Raw genomic sequence first — 13,342 nt, forward strand, 5'->3', positions numbered from 1 at the left:
AAGCGTACCGCTCCCAGTCAGCGAACGATTACGCGTCGGCCGGCGACCGCCCCCGTCTCAGTCGGCGAGCCGACGGATGTCCGCGACGAAGGATTCCAGCATCTCGCGGGTGACGTGGGGCATCCCGACGGCGCGAGCCTCGCCCGCCTCGGTCTTGGAGAGTCGCCACCCCTCACCGCGGAGGGCGGCGTGGAGGTCCGGCCCGAGGTCCATCGCGACGATGGGGAGGTCCGGTTCCACGACGTCGAAGTCGAGGTCGGCGACGGCGTCGGCGAGCCACTCCATGTTCGCCTGTGAGACCTCGTACTGGCGCTCGTAGCCGTCGGGCCAGAGCTCGCGCATGGCCGCCACCGCGCCCGCGACGCCCGCCCCCGAGCGCGTCCCCGTGAGCGTCACCTGCGAGGTGGATTCGAGATACGGTGTGTCGATGGCCAGCTCGTCTAAGAGTTCGGGGCCGCGCGCGAGCAAGCCGCCCGCGGGAACGACCGCCTGCCCCATCTTGTGGGGGTCGATGGTCATCGTGTCGATGTCGGCGTCCGAGAAGTCCCACTCGTGGTCGGTGAAGGGGAGGACGAACCCACCCCACGCGGCGTCGACGTGACAGAGCGCGTCGACGGCGTTCGCCCGCGCGGCGAGTTCGGGGATGGGGTCGACGCGCCCGTACTCCGTCGTACCCGCGACACCCAGCACGAGCGCCGTCTCCTCGTCGACGAGCTCGTCCACCGCTTCGAGGTTGACCGTGTAATCGTCCTCGAGGGGGGCGACGCGCATCTCCACGCCGAGCACCTCCGCGGCCTTCTGGAAGGAGAAGTGCGCCGAGGCGGGCGCGACGAAGTTCGGCGTCTTCGTGGACGCGCGGTTGCGCGCGATGCGAACCGCCTGGATGTTGGCCTCCGTCCCCCCCGACGCGATGTAGCCCGCGGCGTCCGGGAGCCCCGCGATCTCGCCGAGGATGGCGACGGCTTCCCGCTCGAGTTTCGCGACGGTCTCGTAGGTGCCGGGGTCCCCCGGGTTCGTGGCGAGGAACCGGCCGGCCGCCTCGCGCGCCGCCGGGTGTGGCTCGGTACACATCGACGAGAGGACACGCGAGAAATCCTGCGGTTCGGCGCGCTGCATCTATCAGTACCTACAGGGAAGCGTGGTTATAAGTTCCGCACTTCGCGTCAACGCGACGCCAGCACCTCGGCCGCCCACTCGGGCTGGTCGACGCTCGGCCCGTCCGTCCGGAGCAGCCGGTAGTCGAAGGCGAACCGGGCCTCGGTCCCCGCCACGGTGTACGTCCCCGTCACCGAGAACTCGTGGATGCGGCCCTGCGTGTCGACGACCGCGCGGACCTCGTAGTCGGTGAGGTTCCCCACCGCGCTGGAGGGGAGGAGGTTCGCGTCACCCGGTGGCGCGCCACCGACGAGCGTCACGAGCGTCACGTCGCCGTCCGTCTCCGTGTTCTCGACGGTGAAGTTCCCGCTCGCGAGATACGGCGTGAACCGCGACTCGGTGGTCAACTGCGCTGCCGGCGTGGGGTTGCCGACCCCGTACTGCGTCTGGTTGCCCGCCTGGACCCGCGTCACCTGCGTGGTCTCGTTCCCCCACGCGTCGACCTGTGCGCTCGGTCCCTCACCGCCGTTGATGAGCCGGAACTGGTACTCGACTGCGCCCGGTTCGACGACCGTCTGCTGGCGTCTGGACACCTCGAAGGTCTCCCCGTTGCGGGCGATGGTGGCGTTCGTCCGGATGTCGTGTTCGAATCCCGACTCGACGAGCGCGGCCGTGTGGGCCGTGGTGAGCGCGGTGGCGTTCACGAGTCGACCGTCCTCGACACCCGGAGGGGCCTCCTGCGGACCGGACCCGCCCGTGATGGCGCTACAGCCGGAGAGCGTGAGGAGGACCGCGAGCAACAGCGTGGCGGCGGTACGTCGCATGGTCCGACTCGGGACGCACGGGTGAAAAGGCCGCTGTTCCGGCGAGAGCCAGAAGGGATTTGCCCGACTACCGGACCGAATCGAGGATGAGCTTCTGTTCGACGCGCTTGACCTCGTGTTGCACGTCGCGCACCGCGTCGATGTTCGCCGAGATGGAGGAGACCCCCTGCTTCACGAGGAACCGCGCCATCTGCGGCTTGGAGCCGGCCTGCCCACAGATGCTCGTGCGGACGCCGTGCTCCCGGCACGTCTCGATGGTGTCGCCGATGAGTTTCAGGACCGCGGGGTGGAGCTCGTCGAACCGGTCGGCGACGTTCTCGTTGTTCCGGTCCACGGCGAGCGTGTACTGCGTGAGGTCGTTCGTCCCGAAGGAGGCGAAGTCGATGCCCGCGCCGGCCATCTCCTCGATGCCGAGCGCCGCGGCGGGCGTCTCGACCATCACGCCCCACGTGCGCTTCTCGGGGTCGATGCCCGCCTCCTCCATGAGCGCCTTCGCGCGGAGCACGTCCTCCGCGTCGTTGACGAGCGGGAACATGATCTCCACGTTGTCGTAGCCCATCTCGAACAGCCGGCGGAACGCTTCGAGTTCGTGTTTGAACACCTCGGGCCGGTCGAGCGACCGCCGGATGCCACGGTAGCCGAGCATGGGGTTGTGCTCGCGCGGCTCGTCCTCGCCACCTTCGAGCTGGCGGAACTCGTCGGTCGGCGCGTCGAGCGTCCGGGCGCGCACCGGCCGCGGGTAGAACTCGTCGGCGACCGTACGCACGCCCTGCACGATCTCCTCGACGTACGCGTCCGCGCCGTGGTCCGCGATATACCGTTCCGGAGTTTTGTTCGTCGAGAGGATCATGTGCTCTAAGCGAAGGAGCCCGACGCCGTCGGCACCGGTCGCCGCGGCGCGTTCGCCGGCCTCCGCGATGGAGACGTTCACCTTCACCTCCGTCGCGGTCATCGGCTTGACGGGGTTCTGCGGCCGCACGTCGGCGTACTCGGGCTCGTCGGCCTCCTGCTTCGCCTTCTTCGTCGTCCCCTCCGTGATGGTCCCCTTCTCGCCGTCGAGGGTGACGAGCTGGCCGTCCTCGAGGACCGTTGTGGCGTTGCCGGAGCCGACGACGGCGGGAACACCCAGCTCCCGCGAGACGATGGCCGCGTGGGAGGTCATCCCCCCCTCGTCGGTGACGATACCGGCCGCCCGCTTCATCGCGGGGACCATGTCGGGGGTCGTCATCTCCGTGACGATGATGTCGCCCTCGCCCACCTTGTCCAGCTGGTCCAGCTTCCGGACGATGCGCGCCGCGCCGGAGACGACGCCGGGGGAGGCGCCGAGCCCCTTCACGAGCACGTCACCGTTCCCCTGCCCGTCCGCGGTGGCCTGCTTCGCGCCCTCGGAGATGGTGGTGATGGGCCGCGACTGGAGCATGTACACCTCCCCGTCGACGATGGCCCACTCCACGTCCTGCGGGGCATCGTAGTGCTGTTCCGCGCGCTCACCGAGTTCGATGAGCTGGGCGATCTCGTCGTCGGAGAGCACCTGCGCGCTTCGTTTCTCCTCCGGCACGTCGCGGGTGACGGTCTTCCCCGTCTCCTCGTCTTTCTCCATCAGCAGCTTCTTCTCCGCGATGGTGGCGTCGATGAGCTCGCCCGTCTCCCGGTCGACGACGTAGTTGTCGGGGGAGACCGACCCCGAGACGACGGCCTCGCCGAGCCCCCACGCGGCCTCGATGATGATCTGCGGCTCGCCGGTCGACGGGTGGGAGGTGAACATCACGCCCGACTTCTCCGCGTCGACCATCTGCTGGACGACGACGGCGATATCGACCGTGTCGTGCTCGAACCCCTGCTCGCCGCGGTAGTAGATGGCACGCTGGGTGAACAGCGACGCCCAGCACTCCTTCACGCGCTGGACGAGGTCCTCGCGCGTGATGTTGAGGAACGTCTCCTGCTGGCCGGCGAAGGAGGCGTCCGGGAGGTCCTCCGCGGTCGCCGACGATCGGACGGCGACGAACGCCTCACCGTCGCCTAAGTTATCGTAGGCGTCGAGGATGCCCTGTCTGATGTCCGCCGGCAGCTCCGTCCCGAGGATGAGTTCCTCCGCACGCGCCTCGGCCTCGGCGAGCGCGGCGGAGTCGTCCGCGTCCACGTCCACGGCCGAGAACAGCTCCTCGTCGATGCCCGTCTCCTCGATGAATGCTCGATAGGTCTGTGCAGTGACCACGAATCCCGGCGGCACCGGGAGCCCCGCGTTGGTCATTTCCCCGAGGGATGCCCCCTTGCCACCCACGGAGTTGAGGTCGTCGGACCCGATTTCGTCCAGCCAGAGTACAGCCATCGTGTGCTCACCCGAACCGACCGCGACGCCGCTAAAGAAGATTCCGGACGGGCCGTGCAAGGATTGCCGAAACGGCCGAAAGAGGAACTCAGTTCCCAGTAAATATCCAATTAGGCCTCGATGATATCGTCGTCCTCGTCGGCGGGGATGGCGATGTCGCCCTCGAAGGAGACCACCGCGCGCCCACCCACCTGCGGGCGCGCCTCGGGGCCGCCCGTCGCCCGCACTCGCACGCGACCCGGCCGGTCGACGAAGTGGCCCTGCTCGAACACCATCTCTTCAGGAGTCGAATCGAAGGCGTCGAAGACGTCCAGATACGCCCCCACCGCGCCCGAGGCGGTCCCCGTCACGGGGTCCTCGTCGATGCCGAGCCCCGGCGCGAACATCCGCCCGTGGAGCGTCGCGTCGCCACCGAGGGTATCGAACGTGAAGGTGTACAGCCCCGCACAGTCGTGTTCGTCGGTCAGCCGCTCGATTTCTCTGAAGTCGGGGGCCATGTCGCTCAAGTCGGAGAGATACTCCACGGGGACGACGAGGAACGGCAGGCCCGTGGAGGCCCGCGCGAGCGGGAGATCGCGTTTCATCCCGGTGAACGCCCGGGTACCGATGCCGAGCGCCTCGGCCACGTCACCGTACGCGACCTCGAGTTTCCGCACGTCGGGGTAGGTCTGAGTCATCCACACCGTCTCCCCGTCGAGTTCGATGTCGAGGACGCCCACGTTCGTCTCCAGGGTGTGCGTCCCCTCGTCGAGCCCCTCCGCCGCGAGCAGCGCGTGGCTCGCGATCGTCGCGTGGCCACAGAGGTCGACCTCCCCTGTGGGCGAGAAGAACCGGACCGTCCGGTCGGCCTCGGTGCTCGAGAGGAGGAACGCCGTCTCCGGTGCCCGGAGCTCGCGGGCGATCGCCTGCATCTGCGAGTCGGAGAGCCCGTCGGCCTCGGGGACCACGCCGGCGACGTTGCCCGCGAGGGGGTCGTCCGTGAAGGCGTCGACGAGGAGCGCGCGTCGGGTGTGCATACCCCCGCTTCCGGAGGCGAGGGGAAAAGTGGGGGTGTTCGTACCGAGGGCACGGGCGGGCCACGCGGCGATTGAAACGGTTTAACACCTCGGCTCTCCCAGTTCCGGGCATGAGCGACCTCCCGGACGACTTCAAATGTACGATTACGAATTGGGAGTACATCTACGACCTCTGCCGGACGGTCTCGACGCAGGTGAAACGCGACGACTTCGAGCCGGACGTGGTCGTCGCCCTCGCCCGCGGCGGCTGGTTCGCCGGACGCTGTATCTGTGATTTCCTCGGGCTGAACGACCTCACCAGCCTGAAGATGGAACACTACGTCGGCACGGCCCAGAAGACGGGCGAGCCCCAGGTTCGCTACCCGATGCCAGAGGGCTCGGTGGAGGGGAAGGACGTCCTCATCATCGACGACATCGCCGACACCGGCGGCTCCATCAAGCGCGCCGACGAGTACGTCCGGGAGCGCAACGCCGGCGAGGTCCGCACCGCCACCCTCCAGCTGCTCGGGACCTCCGATTTCGACCCCGACTTCGTCGGCGAACGGCTCGACGAGTGGGCGTGGATCGTCTACCCGTGGAACTTCATCGAGGACATGATCGACCTCATCGCCGGCGTGATGGAGCGGGCCGACCAGGAGGCGTTCTCCCGCGCCGAGATTCGGCGGTGTCTCTCGGAGTACCACAGCGTCGAGCGCATCGAGATGGAGATCGCCCAGCCGAACAGATTAGGAGAGGTGCTCGCCGAGATGGAGCGCCGGGACGTCATCGAGTCCGAGGGCGGCAAGTGGCGCCTCGTCTGACGTGAGCCTCGACCGGGCCGTCCGCGCACGCACCCCCACCCTCTGGGCGCTGTGGAAGCTGGCCCGGCCCGCCCAACTGCTGTTGATCCTGCTCGTCTACGCGCTCGGCGTCAGCATCGCGGCCGCCACCGGGACACCCCTCGACGCCCGAGTGCTCTACGGCGCGCTCGCGCTCCTCCCGACCGCCGCGAGCGTCCACTACGCGAACGAGTACGCGGATTACGAGACCGACCGACTCACCGAGCGCACCCCCTTCTCCGGCGGGAGCGGCGCGCTCGTCGAGACGGGGCTCCCGCGCTCGCTCGCCCGGAACGCGACGCTCGCCAGCGCGGGCGTGGCCGCGCTCGCGGCCCTGCTCGCCGTCTCCCTGCTCCCGCCCCTGGCACTCCTCCTGCTCGTCGCCATCGCCGTCCTCGGCTGGGGCTACTCGCTGCCCCCGCTCCGGTTCTCGCGGCGTGGCCTCGGCGAGGTGGACAACTCCCTGCTCGGGGGGCTCGTGCTTCCCGTCTACGGCGCGGCGGTCGTCGCGGGACCGCTCCCGCTCGTCGCCCTGTCGGTGGTGCCGTTCACCTGCCTCGTCTTCTGTAACCTGCTCGCGACCCAGTGGCCCGACCGGGCCGCGGATGAGGAGACCGGGAAGCACACGCTCGTCGTCCGGTGGTCCGAGTCGAGAATCGAGCGGCTCCACGGCCTCGCCGCGATGGTCGGGATGGCGACGCTCGCCGCGCTCGACCTGCAGGGGGTCTATCCCCCCATCGTGACGCTGGCCTCGCTCCCCGCCTTCGGCCTGGCCGCGTGGGCCGTCCGGCGGTTCCCCGACGACGACCCACTTCCGAGCGTCGCCGCGATGGTCGCGCTCGCGGCCGGGCAGACGCTCGCGTGGGCGAGCCTCATTTAAAAGCGTCGAGTTTCAGCGTCCAGTCGTACGGGAGATACCGGATCCGGGGAGTGGCGTCTTCCGGGATGAGGCCGTACCGTCGGAGCATCGCCCGGATGCCCGACCCGCCGCCGAAGTCGCCGCGGAACCAGAGCAGCAGGCGAGGGACCCGCGCGGTGGTCCCGTCGTACTCGACTTCGGATTGGAGATACCCCTCGGCCGCCCGGTCCAACTCGGGGTCGATATCCCGCGTGTAGACGGCGATGGCGGGACACGAGCGCGCGCCACAGTTCAGCGCGAAGTGGATGCGCGGGTCCACCTCGTCGACCCGGAACCGCGTCTCGAACGCGCCCGCGAAGGGGTTGGGGATGTACCCGAGCCCGAGTTTCCACTGGGAGCGTCGGAGCAGGCCGTGTTCGATGTCGTCGAGCGAGAGGGACTGGCCCGCGACGGTGACCAGCTCCCGGGCGAAGAACGTCCGGCGATTCTCGTACCAGCCGGGGTGCTGACGGAGGGTGTCGATGGCCACCGCGTTGTAGACGTTGAGCCAGAACGGGAGGCGCTCCGCGTCGGTCGGGAGCGCCGCATCGAGGGCGTCGGGATCGAGACCCGCCAGCGCGTCGAAGTCGGGGGACTCGCCGGCCCGGACGCTCCGGAGGAGGTCGCCGGACAGGGCGATGGGGTCCTCGGCGAGGGCGGAATCGCTCATACGTGGAGGGGAGGCACCGACGCCCCTCGGTGTTGTGCCCCTGTGCGTCGCACGCGCCCGACCCACGTCGGGCGGGTTCCGGGGGCGTTTTGTATCTACCGTCGGAAGGAGGGGCATGATCGGCTTCATCGGTGGGAGCGGTATCTACGACGCCCTGCCGCTCGAGAACACCCGCGAAGAGCACGTCCAGACGCCCTACGGCGAGCCCAGCGCACCCATCACGGTGGGCGAGCTGGAAGGGGTGGAGATCGCCTTCCTCCCGCGCCACGGCCGGGACCACCAGTACTCCCCGACGAACGCGCCCTACCGGGCGAACATCTACGCGCTGAAGGCGCTCGGCGTCGAGCGCATCCTCGCCTCGAACGCCGTGGGGTCGCTGCGTGAGGACCTGCCGCCCCAGACGCTCGTCGTCCCGGACCAGATCTTCGACCGGACGCGCCACCGGCCGTACACGTTCTTCGAGGACGGCATCGTCGTCCACATGCCGTTCGCGGACCCGTACTGTCCCCACATGAAGCGCCACCTCGCCGAGAGCGCGGAGGAAGCCTCCGACGCAGAGGTCGTCGAGGACGGCACCTACGTCTGCATCGAGGGGCCGCAGTACTCCACCCGCGCGGAGTCCGAGCACTTCCGCGCGTCGGGCCACGACATCATCGGGATGACCGCCATCCCGGAGGCGAAACTCGCCCGCGAGGCAGAGATGTGCTACGCCACCGTGACCGGCGTCACCGACTACGACGTGTGGAAAGCGGATGCCGAGGTCACCCTCGAGGAGGTGCTCGACAACGCCGCGGCCAACGAAGTCGCCATCAAGGAGACCATCGAGCACGCGGTGCGGAACCTCCCCGAGGACCACGAGTGCGACTGCCGGCACGCGGTCGAGGGGTCGGTAAACACCCCCGAGGAGGCGATTCCCCACGAGACGCGCCAGAAGGTGGACCTCCTCGTCGGGCAGTATCTCGACGACTGAACGGCGAAAAAGCCGCGTCCTTCGGTCAGTCGCGCCCGTCGTCGCGAACGTACGCCAGTGCGTCCACGAGCGTGTCCGGGTCCACCCGACCGTCCGTTTCCGCCAGCCGTTCCTCGAACCATGACGGCGTCATGCCCACTGTTATCGTTTGCCATACTCATGCATAACGGTTCGGCTGGATATGCCAACGGTTCAAATAGCGAGGCCGCTACGGCAGTTCCTCGCCACCGTCCGCGACCGCCTCCGCGCTCTCCGTGACGGCGGCGGGGTCCTGGACCCACAGGTCGCCGAACAGTTCGTCCTGCTGGAGGCGGACCTGGCCCCGGTGGGCGAGAAAGAGGATGCCGAGGAAGGTGTCGACGAGCGAGCCGCCGGCGTCGTCGATTTCTGCAAAGAGCACCTCGTCGCGGCCCTGGTCGTAGTGCTCTCTGAGCGCCATGTACGTGTCCCGGATGATATCCTCCATCTTCTCGTCGTGGGCCGTTCCCAGCGCATCGGCCTCGGTCGGCTCGTCGTCCATCCGGAAGTCGTCGGCCGAGCGGTAGTCGAGGGTCTGGGTCCCTCGCGCGTAGCCGTGCGGGGAGTCCGAGGTGTCGTACGTCCGGTGTTCCTTCCACCGGGAGTTGCGCTCCCGGTCGCGGAGCTCGCGCACGAGTTCGTCCAGCGTCTGTGGCGTCCCCCGCGCGTGTTTCCGGTCGAGCCGCCGGTCGATCTCCTTCTCGAGGCGGTCGAAGGGGTCGGCCCCACCGGAGTCGAACCCCTCCTCCTCGATGGCGTCCCACGGCTCCTCCTCCGGCTCCTCGGGCTCCAACATCGCGTCCGACTTCATCCGCAAGAGCACCGCGGCGTAGAACAGCGCCCGGCCACCCGCCCGGAGGTCGGCCTCGTCCAATCGCTCTAAGAACTCGTCGGTGACCGTGACGATGTCGATGTCCCACGGCTCGATGGCCCCGTCCTTCGCGAGCTGGACGAGCAGTTCGACGGGTTCGACCTCCTCGTCGTCCGGGTCGGGCACGTCGAACTCCGAGAGGATGGCGTCGGTGGCGTCCGCCTCGACCGAGTCCGCCACGGACTGCTCCTGCTCACGCCGCCGTTTCTCCGCGTCGTGCCCGGTGATGTCGAGTGGGATGTCGTCGCTCATAGTTAATCGTCTGCCGGAATCCCCTGCCCGCTCAGGTCGATCCCCGTCACGGCGGAGACGTTGTCGTCGTGCATCGTCACCCCGATGGCGCGCTCGGAGCGTTCCAGAAGCGCCGAGCGATGGGAGACGACGATGAACTGTGCGTCGCCCGCGAGGTCGTCGACCATCTCCCCGACCATCTCCGCGTTCGCGGCGTCGAGGAAGGCGTCCACCTCGTCGAGCGCGTAGAACGGCGCGGGGTTGTATCGCTGGATGGCGAAGACGAACGCGAGCGCGGTCAGTGACTTCTCGCCCCCACTCATCGCGTCGAGCCGCTGGACCGGCTTGTCCCGGGGCTGGGCCTTCATCGTCATCCCGGCCTCGAAGGGGTCCTCGGGGTTCTCGAGCATCAGCTCACCCGACCCGTTCGAGAGGCGCGCGAAGATGTCCGTGAACTCCTCGTTGATGCCCTCGTAGGCCTCCATGAACGTCTCCTTCTTGCGCGCCTCGAACTGCGCGATGCGCTCGCGGATCCCCTCGGCTTCCTCCTCGAGGGTCTCGCGTTTCTCCTCTAAGTCGGCGAGCTCGTCTGCCACCCGGTCGTACTCGTCGATGGCGAGCATGTTGACGGGTTCGAGCGCCTCCATCTTGTTCTCGAGTTTCGTGATCTGTCCCTTCACGGAGGCGTGGTCCGGGATCTCCTCGGGGTCGTAGTCGCCGACCTGCGAGGCGAGCTCGTCGACCTCCCACTCCAGCCGGGAGACCTCCGATTCGAGCTCCTCGAGGTCGCTTTCGACCCGCGAGACCTGCTCGCGCTGTTCGTCACGGGCGTCCTTCGCGGCACGGACCTCCTCGCGCAGCTCCTCGCGTTCGGATTTGAGGTCGGCGAGCTCGTCTTCGAGGTCCTCGACCTCCTCGCGTTTCGAGTCGAGTGTCGCCTCGTGTTCGTCGATCTCCTCCTCCAACTCGGCCACCCGCTCTTCCGCTTCGGCTTTCCGGTTCTGGGTGGACTCGATGGTGTCGTGGAGTTCCTCGATGGCGTCCTCCGCGTACTGCTTCTCGAGCGAGAGCTCGTTGAGTTTCCCGTCGAGGTCGTCCATCCGCCCCTCGATGTCGGCGATGGTCTCGCGGATCTCCTCCGCACGCGAGGTGAGCTCGGGGATATCGGAGTCCTGGAGCTCCTGTTGAAGCTCCGCGATATCGGCTTCGAGCGCCTCGATCTCGCTCTCCTTCTCCGCGATGGACGCCTCGATGGCGTTCATCTCCTCGCCCACCTCCTCGCGCTGCTCTTCGAGGTCGTCCAACTCGCCTTCGAGGCGGGCGATCTTCTCCTCCAGCTCCGTCTTCTCGGCCTCGGTCTGCTCGATGGCCGCCTCGATGTCACGCACCTTCTCCAGCGCGTCGGACTTCCGGTCGCGCGAGTCGTCCAGCCGTTCTTCCACGTCGCGGATGTCCTCCCGAATCGAGCGCCGTTCGTCCTCGAGTTCGGTGATGCGCTCTGCGACGCGTTCGAGCTGCCCCTTCCCCGACTTGGAGAAGGAGTAGCGGGAGCCGCCGCCCGACCCCCCGGTCATCGCGCCGGACTTCTCGACGAGGTCGCCGTCGAGCGTGACGAGGCGGAAATCGCCCATCAGATCTCTTGCGGTCTCCATGTCTTCGACGACGAGCGTGTCGCCGAGCACGTAGGAGAACACCTCCGCGTACTGCGAGTCGAAATCGAGCAGGTTGTACGCGAAGTCGACGACGCCCGGCAGCGACGGAGCCGAGGGGAGCGACCGCCCGCGCATCTTCGTGATGGGGAGGAACGTCGCTCGCCCCGCGTTTCGGGATTTCAGGTACTCGATACAGCGCTGGCCGACCCCGTCGTCGTCGACGACGACGTGGGCCATTCTCCCGCCAGCGGCCGTCTCGACGGCCGTCGCGTACTGCCCCGCGACGGAGCCGAGCTGGGCGACAGCGCCGTGGACCCCGTCCATGTCGGAGTTCAGGATGGTGGTGACCGAGCGCCCGAAGGAGGTGTCGCCGGACTGGCCCGCGCGCGCCTCCAGCTCGGCGTACTCCTGCTGTTTCGCGGAGAGGTCGTCCTCCACGTCGTCGAGGTCGTCGGTGAGCGAGCGCTTCTCCGCTTTGAGGTCCTCGACCACGTCGCGGATGGTTTCGAGATTCGCCTCTGCCTTCTCCAGCTCGGCCCCGTAATCGTCGAGCTCCGCGTCGAGCTCGGGGAGCCGCTCCTCCGCGGTCTCGATCTCCTCGCGCTTCTCGCGTTGCGCGTTCGAGCGCCGGCGCGCCTCGTCGATGAGCCGGTCCTGCTCGCGCTGGAGCTCGTTCTTCTCGTCCTTCTTTTTCGAGAGGGCCTCGCGTTTCTCCGCTAAGGCGTCGCGGACGTCCTCGTACTCGGAGTCGACCGACTCGATCTCGGCTTCCACCGCCTCGAGTTCGGCCTCCTTCTCCTGGACGTCGGCCTTCAGCGAGGCCTTCTGGACCTTCTTGTCTCTGATCTTCGCCGAGAGGTCGTCGACGGTCTCCTGTTTCCGGTCGACCTGGACGAACGCCTGCGAGCGCTTCTGTTCGGCCTCCTCGATGCGCTCCTGTTCGTTCGCGATCTTGTCTTCGAGTCGCGAGATCTCTCCTTTCAGCTCCTCGATCTCGCGTTTGATGGCGAGCTGTTCGTCTTCGCCTTTCGTCTCGATCTCGCGGTTGAGGTCGGCGAGATCCTCCTCGAGGCGGGTGACCCGCCCCTGTCGCTCGTCGAGTTCGCGCTGGAGCTCCTCGAGCGTCGACTCCTTCGTCTCGATGCTCTCTCGGGCGTCCTCGAGGTCCGCGCGCTTGTCCTCGAGTTCGGCGGCCTTCAGATACCCCTCGTACTCCGCTTTCGACTCGCGGAGTTCCTTGTACTCGAGTGCGGTCTCTCGTTCGTCCTCGAGCTGTTCGAGGCGGGACTCCTTCTCCTCGATGCGGAGGTCGGCCTCCTCGACGCGCTCCTCGACGGTCTCGAGTTCCTCGAAGGCGTCGGCCTTCTTCGCGTCGAACTCCGCGACGCCCGCGATCTCGTCGATGATCTGTCGGCGATTATAGGGCGTCATCGTGATGATCTCGGTCACGTCGCCCTGCATGACGACGTTGTACCCCTCCGGGGCGACCCCGGCCTGTGAGAGCAAATCCCGAATATCGGAGAGGTTCACCGAGCGGCCGTTCAGGTAGTAGTAGGAGTAGTAGTTGTCCTCGGTCTGTTTCACGCGGCGCCGAATCGAAATTTCGTCGACATCGCCGACGTTGTCCGTGCCCGCGGCGTTGACGACCTGCGAGCGGTCGAGGGTGCCGTCCGCGTTGTCGAGGATGACCTCGACGGAGGCCTCACGCTCCCCGCCGAACGAGTCGCCGTCGTCGTGACCGGGGTCGTAGATGAGGTCGGTGAGTTTGTCCGCGCGGATGCCCGAAGTGCGGGCTAACCCCAGCGCGAACAGGATCGAGTCGATGATGTTCGACTTCCCGGAGCCGTTCGGGCCGGAGATGGTCGTGAAATCCTCGTAGAAGGGGATTCGGGTCTTCCGGCCGAAGCTCTTGAAGTTGTCGAGGACGAGCTCTTTGATGTGCATGGGGGC

General features: G+C 67.7%; 10 protein-coding genes. 3 read left to right on the top strand and 7 right to left on the bottom strand.

What is annotated here, in order from left to right; genetic code table 11:
- Nucleotides 1-57: 57 nt before the first annotated feature.
- The 4 genes from mfnA to ACQUQR_RS07520 all read right to left on the bottom strand — a co-directional run bounded on the left by mfnA (nucleotide 58) and on the right by ACQUQR_RS07520 (nucleotide 5,264).
- The gene (mfnA, locus tag ACQUQR_RS07505) at nucleotides 58-1,116 is read right to left on the bottom strand and encodes a tyrosine decarboxylase MfnA (RefSeq protein WP_435195838.1); all 1,059 of its coding nucleotides are present in this window, start codon (nucleotides 1,114-1,116) and stop codon (nucleotides 58-60) included.
- Nucleotides 1,117-1,163: 47 nt separating this feature from the next.
- Nucleotides 1,164-1,919, bottom strand: a complete 756-nt coding sequence (locus ACQUQR_RS07510) for a DUF7537 family lipoprotein (RefSeq protein ID WP_435195839.1) — start codon at nucleotides 1,917-1,919, stop codon at nucleotides 1,164-1,166.
- A gap of 67 nt (nucleotides 1,920-1,986) precedes the next feature.
- A complete protein-coding gene (ppsA, locus tag ACQUQR_RS07515; RefSeq protein ID WP_435195840.1) occupies nucleotides 1,987-4,248 on the bottom strand; it encodes a phosphoenolpyruvate synthase in 2,262 nt (753 codons plus the stop codon).
- 110 nt (nucleotides 4,249-4,358) lie between these two features.
- Nucleotides 4,359-5,264 (bottom strand): PhzF family phenazine biosynthesis protein, encoded by a 906-nt coding sequence (locus ACQUQR_RS07520; protein WP_435195841.1) that lies wholly within the window; start codon nucleotides 5,262-5,264, stop codon nucleotides 4,359-4,361.
- A 110-nt stretch (nucleotides 5,265-5,374) separates the two neighbouring features.
- Between ACQUQR_RS07520 and ACQUQR_RS07525 the strand changes: the two genes are divergently transcribed.
- Nucleotides 5,375-6,064 carry a phosphoribosyltransferase gene (locus ACQUQR_RS07525; protein ID WP_435195842.1) on the top strand — a complete coding sequence of 230 codons (690 nt, stop codon included), beginning with the start codon at nucleotides 5,375-5,377 and terminating at the stop codon, nucleotides 6,062-6,064.
- A gap of 1 nt (nucleotide 6,065) precedes the next feature.
- On the top strand, nucleotides 6,066-6,962 hold the full coding sequence (locus ACQUQR_RS07530) for a prenyltransferase (RefSeq protein WP_435195843.1): 897 nt from the start codon (nucleotides 6,066-6,068) through the stop codon (nucleotides 6,960-6,962).
- On the opposite strand, the gene ACQUQR_RS07535 is transcribed toward ACQUQR_RS07530, so the two are convergent.
- Nucleotides 6,955-7,650 carry a DUF547 domain-containing protein gene (locus ACQUQR_RS07535; protein ID WP_435195844.1) on the bottom strand — a complete coding sequence of 232 codons (696 nt, stop codon included), beginning with the start codon at nucleotides 7,648-7,650 and terminating at the stop codon, nucleotides 6,955-6,957. The two genes, ACQUQR_RS07530 and ACQUQR_RS07535, sit on opposite strands and share 8 nt — an antisense overlap.
- Before the next feature lie 115 nt (nucleotides 7,651-7,765).
- Here ACQUQR_RS07535 and mtnP point away from each other — a divergent pair, with 115 nt between their 5' ends.
- On the top strand, nucleotides 7,766-8,620 hold the full coding sequence (gene mtnP, locus ACQUQR_RS07540) for an S-methyl-5'-thioadenosine phosphorylase (protein WP_435195845.1): 855 nt from the start codon (nucleotides 7,766-7,768) through the stop codon (nucleotides 8,618-8,620).
- Between the two features lie 208 nt (nucleotides 8,621-8,828).
- On the opposite strand, the gene ACQUQR_RS07545 is transcribed toward mtnP, so the two are convergent.
- Together ACQUQR_RS07545 and smc are read right to left on the bottom strand one after the other, a co-directional pair.
- Complete coding sequence (locus ACQUQR_RS07545; RefSeq protein WP_435195846.1) at nucleotides 8,829-9,761, bottom strand: segregation/condensation protein A; 933 nt, start codon at nucleotides 9,759-9,761, stop codon at nucleotides 8,829-8,831.
- A gap of 2 nt (nucleotides 9,762-9,763) precedes the next feature.
- Nucleotides 9,764-13,336 carry a chromosome segregation protein SMC gene (smc, locus tag ACQUQR_RS07550; RefSeq protein WP_435195847.1) on the bottom strand — a complete coding sequence of 1,191 codons (3,573 nt, stop codon included), beginning with the start codon at nucleotides 13,334-13,336 and terminating at the stop codon, nucleotides 9,764-9,766.
- Nucleotides 13,337-13,342: the final 6 nt, after the last annotated feature.

It is taken from the genome of Natronomonas sp. EA1 (assembly GCF_051195035.1).
Lineage (GTDB): Archaea > Halobacteriota > Halobacteria > Halobacteriales > Haloarculaceae > JBNTJV01.

What these genes read in the sequence shown, in the direction of transcription:
- ACQUQR_RS07510 (WP_435195839.1), bottom strand. Translation starts at nt 1,919, where the DNA reads ATGCGACGTACCGCCGCCACGCTGTTGCTCGCGGTCCTCCTCACGCTC.
- mtnP (WP_435195845.1), top strand. Translation starts at nt 7,766, where the DNA reads ATGATCGGCTTCATCGGTGGGAGCGGTATCTACGACGCCCTGCCGCTC.
- ACQUQR_RS07520 (WP_435195841.1), bottom strand. Translation starts at nt 5,264, where the DNA reads ATGCACACCCGACGCGCGCTCCTCGTCGACGCCTTCACGGACGACCCC.
- ppsA (WP_435195840.1), bottom strand. Translation starts at nt 4,248, where the DNA reads ATGGCTGTACTCTGGCTGGACGAAATCGGGTCCGACGACCTCAACTCC.
- ACQUQR_RS07535 (WP_435195844.1), bottom strand. Translation starts at nt 7,650, where the DNA reads ATGAGCGATTCCGCCCTCGCCGAGGACCCCATCGCCCTGTCCGGCGAC.
- ACQUQR_RS07545 (WP_435195846.1), bottom strand. Translation starts at nt 9,761, where the DNA reads ATGAGCGACGACATCCCACTCGACATCACCGGGCACGACGCGGAGAAA.
- mfnA (WP_435195838.1), bottom strand. Translation starts at nt 1,116, where the DNA reads ATGCAGCGCGCCGAACCGCAGGATTTCTCGCGTGTCCTCTCGTCGATG.
- ACQUQR_RS07525 (WP_435195842.1), top strand. Translation starts at nt 5,375, where the DNA reads ATGAGCGACCTCCCGGACGACTTCAAATGTACGATTACGAATTGGGAG.
- smc (WP_435195847.1), bottom strand. Translation starts at nt 13,336, where the DNA reads ATGCACATCAAAGAGCTCGTCCTCGACAACTTCAAGAGCTTCGGCCGG.